We start from the raw sequence: 11,287 nt of genomic DNA, 5'->3' as shown, positions 1-11,287 counted from the left end.
CCCCGGGGACGCTGGCCCCGCCCTCCACATGAGCGGCAGGACGGGGGCGGGGACTGACCGGCCGTGCAGGGCGCTGGCGGTCTGGACCCAGGGGGGCTTCGCGAGCGTTCCTTTGGGGCGGAAGGCTCTGGTAGTGTCCGGGCCGGTGAGGATTCGCGCGTGAACCAGGCACCCGCCCCATTCCCGCCCAGGTCCGGGTCGCACCCGCGCGGGCCGCACCTGACGGGGCGGTTCGCGGACGGGACGCTGGGGGAGTTTCCCCTGGGCCCCACCACGTCGCTCGGCCGCCATCCGTCCAACACGCTGCGGCTGGTGGACCGCGAGGTCTCCAAGGAGCACGCCACCATCGAGAAGGTGGGGCGCGACTTCGTGCTGCGCGACCTGAACTCGTCCAACGGCACCTTCGTCAACGGGCGCCGGGTGACGGGGGAGATGCGCCTGAAGGACGGGGATGAGATCGCCCTGGGCTCCTCGCGGCTCGTCTTCCACAGCGGCGAGGCCGCGCCCGGCGGAGCCAACCCGCCCACGCTGCCGGGCGTGACGGTGGTGGCCAACGCCGTCTCCATGCCGGCCTTCCTGGCGCAGATGGACCAGGTGCCGCAGAACTTCCGTCCGGCCGACCAGGTGACGGACACCGCCGCGCTGCGCCGGGACTACGAGAAGCTGCGCATCGTCCACGAGTTCCACCGGCAGGTGAGCCTCAAGGGCACCCAGGACGACCTGTTCGAGCAGATCCTCAAGGTGGCCTTCGAGCTGCTCGCGGCCGACCACGGCGTCATCCTGAAGGTGGGCCCGCAGGGGGAGTTCATCCCGGCCGCGGTGCACCACCGGCAGGGCAAGCAGGTGAACGTCATGCTGTCGGACACCGTGCTCAAGCGCGTGGTGGAGACGGGCAAGGCGGTGCTCACGGCGGACGCCATCATCGACGAGCGCTTCTCCGCCGCGGAGAGCATCGTGGCGCAGGGCATCCGCTCCGCCATGGCGGTGCCGCTGCTCGTGAACGGCGACATCATGGCGGTGCTGTTCCTGGACAGCCGCCAGCAGATCAACGCCTTCTCGGAGAAGGACCTCACCATCCTCTCCGGCATCGCCGCGCAGGCGGGCATCGCGCTGGAGAACGCGGCCCTGGCGGAGCAGATCCGCAACGAGGCGGTGACGCGCGCGGAGCTGTCGCGCTTCCTGTCCAAGGCGGTGGCGGACGCGGTGATCAACGGCGGCACGGAGGACCTGCGCCAGAGCCGGCTCGCGGAGGTGAGCTGCCTGTTCGCGGACATCCGTGGCTTCACCACCCTGGCGGAGAGCGACTCGCCGCAGGAGGTGGTGTCGATGCTCAACAGCTTCTTCACCGCCATGGCGGACGTGGTGTTCCGCTACGAGGGCAACCTGGACAAGTTCATCGGGGACTGCGTGATGGCGGTGTGGGGTCCGCCGTCGTCGCACCCGGATGATCCGGCCCGGGCCCTGCGCGCCGCGCTGGAGATGCAGGACGCCGTCACGGAGCTCAACCGGCAGCGCGTGCTGGACGGCAAGAAGCCCATCGAGGTGGGCATCGGCGTGAACACCGGCCAGGCCGTCGTGGGCTACATGGGCAGCGCGGAGCGGCACGAGTTCACCGCCATTGGCGACACCGTGAACACCGCGTCGCGGCTGTGCGGCATCGCGAAGAGCGGCGAGGTGCTGGCGTCGGAGGCCACGGTGCGCAAGTCCGGGCCGGGCTTCGACGTGGAGGAGCTGCCGGTGCTGCAGGTGAAGGGCAAGGAGAAGGGCGTGCAGACCTTCCGCGTGCACGGCGCGGAGCTGACCACTTCCACCTCCCGCAAGGTGCGCTGACGGTGCGCCCCCCGCCCATGACGACCACCCAGTCGTGCCCCAACTGCGGCACGGTGCACGACACCCGGGTGTACGTGAGCGGCCAGAAGGCCACGTGCCGCTGCGGCATCCGCTTCGAGGTGCGGCGCGCGGACGTGTCCGGCATCCATCGCCCGGCCGAGCCGTCGGGCATCCGTCCGGCCGACAGGGCCCACGACGAGGCAGGCATCGCGGTGACGTTCACGCCGCGCACGGCGGATGATCCGCCAGAATCGAAGTCACCTTCCGCGGCTCCGGGTGTTGGAGCGGGCAGGATGGACTCGGTGGGACAGGAGATGAGGGCCGGCTCCGTCCCAGGGGGCAACGAGATGAACATCCCGCGACCGGATGGCGTGGGGAAGGCGGACGAGGGTGAGGTTCCCGCGGGGGTGGTGCCTGCCTCCGTGGAGGGCCGCGACGCGCCTTCGTCCGGAGTGGCATTGCCCGCGGCGGACCCCACGGCCGCGGAGCTGATCAGCGCCACGCTGGTGCGCGCGGAGTCGCTGGGGGTGAAGGCCCCGCGCGCGCCGGTGAACACGGGCATCCGCGACATCGAGAACGCGGAGACGATGCTGACGGGCCAGAAGCCCCAGCTGCCGGGCCTGGAGCTCCTGGAGGTGCTGGGGCGCGGCGGCATGGGCGAGGTGTGGCTCGCGCGCCAGCGGTCCCTGGGCCGCACGGTGGCGGTGAAGGTGCTGCCGCCCCGGCTGGCGAAGGACGAGGAGTTCGTGTCCCGCTTCGACAAGGAAGCGACCGCGCTCGCGGCCCTGAGCCACCCGAACATCGTGCAGATCATCGACCGGGGCGTGCAGGGCGAGCACTACTACTTCGTCATGGAGTACGTGGAGGGCCAGTCGCTGCGCCACGCGCTGAGCGGCCGGGAGCCGCTCACGCCCTCGCAGTCGCTGAAGGTGCTGCTCCAGGTGGCGCGCGCCGTGGAGTGCGCGCACGCCAAGAACATCATCCACCGCGACCTGAAGCCGGAGAACATCCTGCTGGATGGGCGGCTGCACGCGAAGGTGGCGGACTTCGGCCTGGCGGGCATCCGCGAGCCGGATTCGGAGAAGCAGCTCACCGCGACCGCGGTGGCCATGGGCACGCTCAACTACATGGCCCCGGAGCAGCGCCGGGACGCGAAGAACGTGGACGGCAGAGCGGACCTCTTCTCCCTGGGCGTGATGATGTACGAGGCGCTCACGGGCGAGCTGCCCGTGGGCCGCTTCAAGCTGCCGTCCGAGCGCGTGCGCGGCCTGGACCCGCGCTTGGATCCGGTGGTGGAGCGCCTGCTGGAGACGGACCGCGAGGCCCGCTACGCCACCGCCACGGAGGTGTGCGACGCGCTGGAAGCGCTGGTGACGGCCTCGTCGTCGCCGCACGTGGTGGCGCCCGCGTCGGCGCTGGCGCGCGCGCGGCCCTCGCACGTGGCTCCGATGAAGTCCCCGACGCCCGCCGAGACCGCCGTGCTGGAGGCGCTCCACGCGGGCTGGGGCCGGGTGCGCACCGGCCTGTCCGTGGTGGGCGGCCTGGCCGTGCTGGGCTTCGCGGTGCGCGCCTTCGTGGGCTTCGGGAGCCTGACCGCCACGCCGCTCGTCTCGGATCCGGTCCCTCCGGTCATGCACTTCCCGGCCAACACGGAAGGGGAGGTGTTCTCCGGCCTGAAGTTCACGCCGCCCGCGGCCGGCTCGGCCAGCGCCACCCTGGAGCTGGGCTTCGAGCAGGGCGAGGAGGAGATCAACGTCCACAGCGGCACGTGGACCATGGACCAGGGCGAGCTGCGCGTCGTGCAGGCCGGCCGGGAGGCGGACGGCAAGCTGGTGCCGCGCGCGTACCTGGCGCACCGCTACTTCACGAGCGACGACTTCACGGCCGAAGTGCTGATGGACGTGAACCCGCTGGGGAAGCAGTGGTCGGTGGAGGAGGACGGGCAGCACTTCGGCGAGCTGGCGTTCCGCATCCGCGACGTGCAGGTGTCCGTCTTCGCCATCCCCGACGCGGGCATGCGCCTGTCGTGGCGCTACTTCTCCCCGGATGACGGGCATGAAGTGGTGGGCAACAGCGCGGAGGACACCAAGAACCTGGTCCAGGACGAGATGCCGGTGCCCAAGACGGGCCCCTTCCTGGTGAAGCTCCAGCTCAAGCGGCAGAAGAGCGGCGTGCGGGTGGACGCCTTCCTCAACAAGAAGCTCTTCGCCTCCAAGGTGCTGCCGGGCTTCGAGGGCCGCGTGGGCAAGCTGGCCCTGGGCTGCCGCAACCTCGAGTGCACCTTCGATGACCTGAAGGTCGTGGGGCCGCTGCAGGAGCGCCCCGTGCGCCGTGTCGCCCCCGAGTAGTCCGCCGCGGCCCTGGGGATGGGGCTTGCCGCTCCGTCCGCCCGTTCCCACCTTGCTCCCGCCGGGCTCCGCCATCGCGGGGCCGTCCGGCACGCGGGCGGGGGTGGGGCATGGCCGTGGACCTGGACCTGGGGCGCGTGCTCCTGCTGCCGCTCTGTGGCGTGGGACTGGCCCTGCTGCTCTGGGCGACCTTCACCCTGGGGCGGACGCCCACGGGCGCGCGGCCGCGCTGGATGCTCGCGGGCTTCGGGGCGCTGGCCCTGGGGCTGGTGCTCTTCGTCCCGTGGATGCAGGGGACGCCGCTGGTGCCCGTGTCGCCGGACGTGCTGGTGAAGGCGCTGGGCGGCGTGCTGCTGGTGCTGGCCGCGGGGGTGTCCGCCCGGGGGGCCCGGGTGCGCCTGCGGGCGGATGCGCTGCGCGGCGCCGCGCCCATGCCGCTGGATGAGGCGGTGGAGGCCCTGCGCGCGGGGCGGTCCCCGGGCTTCGGCGTGTACCGGGGCCAGCTGGATTCCGTGGACACGCTGACGTCGCCGGGCGGTGTGCCGTGCGCCTTCTACGACGCGGCGGTGCACGCGGTGGGGACGCACGGCCGCAAGGGGCCGCTGTTGTCGCGCGAGCGCGCGTACTCGCCGGTGCTGCTCCTGAAGGGCGAGCGCACGCGGGCAACGGTGGGGTTCGCGCCGTCCGCGCTGCTGGCGCCGGTGGAGGTGCGGCGGTGCCCGGCGGCGCCCGCGCTCACCCGGGCGGAGCTCCTGGGGGCGCCCGCGCAGGCGCTGTCCTGGGAGCGCGTGGGCGTCCCCGGAGAGGCGTGCCTGGTGGTGGGGGAGCTTCAGCGCGGGTCCCGCGACGGCACCTACGCGCTGCGCGGGCGCGGCGGGCGTCCGGCGCTGATGGTGCTGGGGGAGGGGGCCACGGGCACCGGCGGGGTGCTGTCCCGCCGGGCCTGGAGGCACTTCGCGGCGGCCGGGGCGCTGTCCCTGGCCGCCGTGTTCATGCTCGCCCGGACCCTGTGAGGTCCGGGTGGAGGGGTGGGACGGCTACCCCGGATCGATCACGCAGTTGTTCGGGCAGCTGTCGTTGTTGTTGGTGTTGCCGTCGTCGCAGGTCTCGCCGAAGTTGTACTGGGTGATGCCGTCGCCGCAGCGGGCGTTCCAGATGCAGGTGAGGCTGCACTTGCCGTAGCCCGGGCCGTTGGCGTTGCCGTTGTCGCACGTCTCGCCCTTGTCCACCTTGCCGTTGCCGCAGGTGGACTCGCACGTGGTGCGCTGGGTCTCGAAGTTGGTCAGGGTCAGCCTGTACGAGGACTGGGACGTGTGGCGCTCCGCCTGGAACACGACGACCTCGTAGATCTTGCCCTGCTCCAGGCCCAGGCCGGCCACGGTGGCCGCGTCCGCCAGGGACACCGTGCCGGAGGTGGCGCCGTGCACGCCGCCCAGGTCCAGGGCGAGCTTGCGGTTGATGAACACCCAGACGTCGTCGTCACCCAGGAACGTCAGCACCTCGTTGCCCTTGAACTCGAACCAGTAGCGCGTCTCGCTGGTGAAGCTGAAGTTGCGCTTGATGCCGTTGTTGTCGTTGAGCCTGTTCTCCTTGCCCATGCCCACCCAGCCGCTGTTGTCGAGCGGGAAGAAGGTCTGGTCGTCGAACACGTAGGAGCCGTTCGGCTGCTTGGCGAGCTTCAGCGTGCTGACCTCGGTGACGTTGACGTCGGGCGTGTCGACGTACCACTGGTCGAAGGCCACCTTGCCGTGGGTGGTGCCGGAGGCCATGCCCTCCTTCGCGTAGACGGGCTTGCCGTTCGCGCCGAGGGCGGCGAACTTCGCGCCGACGATGCCCTGCTCCGCGCCGTTCGCGTCGTCGAAGTCCGGGTGGATGGTGGCGGGGTAGTTGCCACCGACGGGCTGACCCTTGCCGCGGAAGTCGCGGTAGACGACCGGGATCTCCACCTCGTTCGGCAGGGTGCCCTTGACGTTGTAGCAGGCGAAGCCCGCCTCCAGCTTGCAGTCGGACGAGCAGCCGTCGTTGCTGCGCGTGTTGCCGTCGTCGCACTCCTCGGTGGTGTCACCGGGGAGGATGACGCCGTCGCCGCAGCGGGCCTCGCAGGTGCCGTTCACGCACCGGGGCTCCAGCACGCACAGCGGCGAGCAGCCGTCGCCCATGTCGTTGTTGTCGTCGTCGCACTGCTCGGTGCCTTCCCGCTTGCCGTCACCGCAGACCGTCCTCGTGCACGGCTGGCCAATGCCGTCGCACTTGTAGCCCTGCTCCAGGCGGCAGGTCTTGCTGCAGCCGTCGCCGTCGGCGGTGTTGCCGTCCTCGCACTCCTCCTCGCCGGCGATGATCTTGTCACCGCACTCGGACGCGCGGCAGCGCTGGCCCTGGAAGGGGCAGGACCAGCCGGTCTCCACCTCGGAGCAGTCCGCCTTGCAGCCGTCGTTGGACTCATTGTTGCGGTCGTCGCACTTCTCGCCGTCCTCCACGATGCCGTTGCCGCACGCCGTCGCCACGACGCAGGGCCGGCCCCAGGTGGGACACTCGAAGCCGACCTCCACCTCCTGGCAGTCGAACGTGCAGCCGTCGCCGCTCACGGTGTTGGCGTCGTCACAGACTTCGCCCTTCTGGACCTTGCCGTCGCCACAGACCTTGGGGCCCGGATCATACGAACCGCCGTCGGGCAGCGTGTCGCCGGCATCGGTGGTGCCACCGTCCGTGACACTCGTGCCGCCGTCGTTGTCCGTTTCACCGTTGTCCGGACAGCCTGTCAGGGTGAGGAGGAGGGTGGCGAGCAGGACGCTCGCGAGTCGGGGGATCGGGGGGGAATGTTTCAGCATGAAGGAGATGCTGAGAGCCGGTGACCCCAGGTGTCAAATGGAACAGGTGTTTTCTCACCCAGCCGGTGCGTAAAAATGCAGAAAGCCCGTACGGGTGTACAGGCGCCCACGTATCGCCCTGTCTCGCGGGGCTACATCTGTTCCAGCTCCCGACCCTTCGTCTCGCGGATGAACTTCGCGGCGAAGAAGACGGAGAACACGGCGGCCGCGGCATACAGGCCGTACGCCCAGCCCAGTCCAACGGCCTGCAGTGCCGGGAACGTGGCGGACACCAGGAAGTTGGCCAGCCACTGCGCCATGGCCGCGATGGACAGCGCGAGCGCGCGGATGCTGTTGGGGAACATCTCTCCCAACAACACCCAGACGACGGGGCCCCATGAGAAGCCGAAGAAGACGACGTAGAGGTTGGCGGCGATGAGAGCGGTGGTGCCGGCCGCGCCCTGGAGGACGGGCTTGCCCGCGGCATCCAGCGGCGCGGTGCCGAAGAGGTACGCCATCAGGCCCAGCGTGAGCGCCATGCCCACGGAGCCGATGAGCAGCAGGGGCTTTCTTCCCACCCGGTCCACGAACGCGATGGCCACCAGCGTGGTGAGGATGTTGGTGACGCTGGTGATGACGGTGATGGCCAGCGAGTTGTGCTCGGAGAAGCCCACCGCCTGCCAGAGGACGCTGGAGTAGTAGAAGATGACGTTGATGCCCACGAACTGCTGGAGCATCGCGAGCACGATGCCGACCCACACGATGGGCAGGAACCCGAAGCGGCCGCCCTTCAGGTCCGCCAGGTGGGGCGTGTAGTTGGCGCGCAGCGAGCGGCGGATCTCCACGACCTTGGACGGCGCGGCGTCCCCCTCGATGTCGCGCAGCACGCCCAGCGCCTCCTGCTCACGCCCCTTCGCGACGAGGAAGCGCGGGGACTCCGAGATGAAGATGGCGCCGATGCCGTAGAGGAGCGCGGGTGGCAGGCCGCTGAAGAACATCCACCGCCACGCGGTGAGGCCGAGCCAGGTGGGGTTGGAGGCGGAGCCCGCGTAGAGCGCGATGGCGAAGTCCCCCAGCAGGGCCACGAAGATGCCGGTCACGATGGCCAGTTGTTGCAGGGACGCCAGGCGGCCGCGCAGGTACGCCGGAGCGATCTCCGCGATGTACGTGGGCGCCACGACGCTGGCGAAGCCCACCCCCAGCCCGCCCACCAGCCGCCAGAAGCCCAGGTCCCACAGGGAGAACGCGAGCCCCGACCCGATGGCGCTGATGATGAACAGGGCTGCCGCGAGCATCATCGCGCGCCGGCGGCCGTAGCGGTCCGCGAAGGGCCCCGCGGAGAAGGCGCCCGCGGCCGAGCCGACGAGCGCGGAGGACACCGCCAGCCCCAGGCCCAGGCTGCTCGCGGCGAACTCGGTCCTCAGGGCGGCGACGGTGCCGTTGATGACGGCGGTGTCGAAGCCGAAGAGAAACCCGCCCAGGGCGGCCACCACGGAGATGCCAATGACCCTGCCGGTCCGTGTCTCCCGATCCGCTGGAGGCCGCCTGCTCACCGAGGCATCGATGACGTCCGCCATGACGCGCTCCTTCCCCCTGGGACGGGCACGTATCCGGCCTTCGCGGTACGCACAACGGCCCTGAGGAGAGGTGGCCCCCGTGGCCGCTGAAAGGCAGCCCCGGGCAGGACAGCGCCACGGTGGCCGCTCGCTGGGGGACAGGGCTTTGACGCCGACGACGGGCCGGGGCTCAGCCCTCGTCCGCCAGGCCGTACTCCTTGAGCTTGCGGGCGAGCGTGTTGCGGCCGATCTCCAGCGCGCGCGCCGCCGCGGTGCGGTTGCCCTTCACGGCCTCCAGCACGCGCAGGATGTGGCGGCGCTCCACCTCCGCCAGCGGAAGGAGGAGCGGTGCGTCCGGCGCGGCGGCAGGAGTCTGCAGCGCGGGGGACTCCGCGGAGGAGGCCGCCCGGTCCAGGGAGGGCAGGGGCAGGTGCTCCTCCAGGATCTCGCCCTCGGACAGCACCACGGCGCTTTCGATGCAGTTCTCCAGCTCGCGCACGTTGCCGGGCCAGCGGTAGCGCTTGAGCCTCGCGAGCGCGGTGGCGCCGAGGCGGGGCACGGGCAGGCGGTGGCGCTTCGCGGCGGTGGCGACGAAGTGGCGGGCCAGCCGCTCGATGTCCTCCGCGCCACGCTCGCGCAGCGGGGGCAGGAGCAGCTCCACGACCTTGATGCGGTAGTAGAGGTCCTCGCGGAACCGGCCCTCCGCCACCATGCGCGGCAGGTCGCGGTGGGTGGCCGCGACGATGCGCACGTCCACCTTGACGGCCTGCGTGCCGCCCACGCGTTCGAACTCGCGGTCCTGCAGCACGCGCAGCAGCTTGCCCTGCACGGCCTGGGGCAGCTCGCCCAGCTCGTCGATGAAGACGGTGCCTCCGTCGGCCGCCTCGAACTTGCCGGGCACGCGGTGGTCGGCGCCGGTGAAGGCGCCCTTCTCATGGCCGAAGAGCTCGTTCTCGATGAGGGCGGCGGGCAGGGCCGCGCAGTCCACCTTCACGAAGGGCTTGTCGCGCCGGGGGCCGTTGACGTGGATGGCGCGCGCGAAGAGCTCCTTGCCGCAGCCGCTCTCCCCGCGCAGCAGCACGGTGGCGTCCGTGGGCGCGGCCTTCTGCACCAGGCGGTAGAGGGCCTTGAGCGGCGGGGCCTCTCCGATGATGCGGTTGAAGAAGTAGCCCACCGGGGCCTGCGGCTGATCCTTCGCGCGCTGGAGCTCCTGATAGAGGCTGGTGCTCTGGAGGGCGGTGCTCACCTGCGCCGCGATGTCGGTGAGCTTCCGGGTGTCGTCCTCCGTGAAGGGGCCACCGCCCAGGCGGTTGAGCACCTGGAGCACGCCGTACACGGCGCCCGCCGCGTCGCGCAGCGGCACCGCGGCCAGGCTGATGGTGCGGTAGCCCGTCATCCGGTCGATGTCCGCGAAGAAGCGGCGCTCGCCGCGCGGATCCGGCACGTGCACGGGCTCGCCGGCCTCCGCCACGTAGCCCGCCACGCCCTGGCCCAGCTTCACGCGGATCTGCGCGACCTCCGGCAGGTGCGCCGCCCGGCTGAACAGCTCGCGGCGCACCGGGTCCAACAGCCACAGCGTGCCCCGGTCCGCCTGGAGCGTGATGGCGATGCGGTCCACGAGCGCCTGGAGGAAGGCGTCCAGGTCCACCTCGCGCCCGACGAGGCCGCCAAGGGGGAGCAGGACCTGGGACACATCCGGCGGGGACGAGGGCATGGCGGCGGGCAGCGGCGGAAGTGAGAAGGGCGCTGGAGACAGTCTATCGCACGGCTCCGGGCTCGCGGCGCTCATGCGCCCGCCGCGCGGCCCAGGAGCATGCGCTGGCCTTCCCGCGCGGGCTCGGTGAAGGGGAACAGGCCGCGCGCCTGCTGCGCCATGTCCTCCAGCAGCTCGTCCGCGTGGGACGGGTCGTGGTGGAAGAGGAAGAGGCGCCCGGCGTGCAGGTCCTTGGCCACCTTGGCCGCGTCCATCATCGTCGAGTGGCCCCAGCCCTTCTTGGACATGCCCTTCCTGCCTTCGTACTCGTCGGGCGTGTACTGCGCGTCCAGGCACAGCGCGTCCGCGCCCTCGAAGTGGCGGGCCACGTCCGACGTGAGGCGCTCCGGCAGCTCCACGTCCGTGGCGTACACGAAGGAGTGGCCGTCCGCCTCCACGCGGTACGCCATGCAGCCGTCCGGGTGCGGCACGTCGATGGGCGTCACCTTGAAGGGGCCCACCTCCACGGTGCGGCCGTGCAGCGCGGCGCCGAAGGTCATCTTCGAGCGCATGGTGGACAGCGGCACCGGGAACTGCGGCGGGCGCATCTGCTGGGACAGCGTGGACTCCAGCGCCTGGGCACCATTCGCGCCGGGGCCGTACAGCGTCAGCGACGTGGTGGGCAGGTACGCGGGCGTGAAGAAAGGGAAGCCCTGCACGTGATCCCAGTGCAGGTGGGAGAAGAACATCGTCGCCTTTTGCGGCGCGCCCTCGCGCATCATGACCTCGCCCAGCGTCCGGATGCCCGTGCCCGCGTCGAGGATCAGCCGCTCGCCCTGGCTCGTCACCTCCACGCACGCCGTGTTGCCACCGATGCGCGAGCCCGACACCGCGATGCTGCCCCGAACGCCAAAGAAGCGGATTTCCATGATGGGTCTCCAGATGCGCTGACGCCCGCTGGGGGCGCCCTGACGTGGAGGGGACAGAGCACGTCCGGTGCCAGCGCCAAGGGGCTGGAATCATTGGAGTGGCGGGGATGGGGCAGCATCGCGG

7 protein-coding genes are annotated in these 11,287 nt (G+C 71.1%); 3 read left to right on the top strand and 4 right to left on the bottom strand.

The genetic code is table 11. The annotated features are described in order from the left end of the window. Positions 1-159 precede the first annotated feature (159 nt). The 3 genes from D7V80_RS37325 (at position 160) to D7V80_RS37315 (ending at position 5,191) form a co-directional block, all read left to right on the top strand. Positions 160-1,830, top strand: coding sequence for an adenylate/guanylate cyclase domain-containing protein (locus D7V80_RS37325; RefSeq protein ID WP_120592606.1), 1,671 nt, complete (start codon positions 160-162; stop codon positions 1,828-1,830). A gap of 17 nt (positions 1,831-1,847) precedes the next feature. Beyond that, entirely contained in the window at positions 1,848-4,178 is a 2,331-nt protein-coding gene (locus D7V80_RS37320) for a serine/threonine-protein kinase (protein ID WP_120592605.1), read from the top strand. A gap of 110 nt (positions 4,179-4,288) precedes the next feature. Beyond that, entirely contained in the window at positions 4,289-5,191 is a 903-nt protein-coding gene (locus D7V80_RS37315; RefSeq protein ID WP_120592604.1) for a hypothetical protein, read from the top strand. Between the two features lie 24 nt (positions 5,192-5,215). Here the strand turns inward: D7V80_RS37315 and D7V80_RS37310 are convergent, their stop codons facing one another. From D7V80_RS37310 to D7V80_RS37295, 4 genes are all read right to left on the bottom strand, one after another. Continuing rightward, positions 5,216-7,006, bottom strand: coding sequence for a DUF4215 domain-containing protein (locus D7V80_RS37310; protein WP_120592603.1), 1,791 nt, complete (start codon positions 7,004-7,006; stop codon positions 5,216-5,218). A gap of 131 nt (positions 7,007-7,137) precedes the next feature. Continuing rightward, on the bottom strand, positions 7,138-8,562 hold the full coding sequence (locus D7V80_RS37305; RefSeq protein WP_120592602.1) for a sugar porter family MFS transporter: 1,425 nt from the start codon (positions 8,560-8,562) through the stop codon (positions 7,138-7,140). Between the two features lie 169 nt (positions 8,563-8,731). Next, positions 8,732-10,330: a sigma 54-interacting transcriptional regulator gene (locus tag D7V80_RS37300; protein ID WP_120592601.1), complete on the bottom strand. Its 1,599-nt coding sequence runs from the start codon at positions 10,328-10,330 to the stop codon at positions 8,732-8,734. Then, the gene (locus tag D7V80_RS37295) at positions 10,327-11,163 is read right to left on the bottom strand and encodes an MBL fold metallo-hydrolase (protein WP_120592600.1); all 837 of its coding nucleotides are present in this window, start codon (positions 11,161-11,163) and stop codon (positions 10,327-10,329) included. Before D7V80_RS37295 ends, D7V80_RS37300 begins: the two co-directional genes overlap by 4 nt. Positions 11,164-11,287 lie beyond the last annotated feature (124 nt).

Origin of the sequence: Corallococcus sp. CA054B (assembly GCF_003611625.1) — a bacterium.
Classification (GTDB): Bacteria; Myxococcota; Myxococcia; order Myxococcales; family Myxococcaceae; genus Corallococcus; species Corallococcus coralloides.
This window is presented reverse-complemented; position numbering and strand designations above follow the sequence as displayed.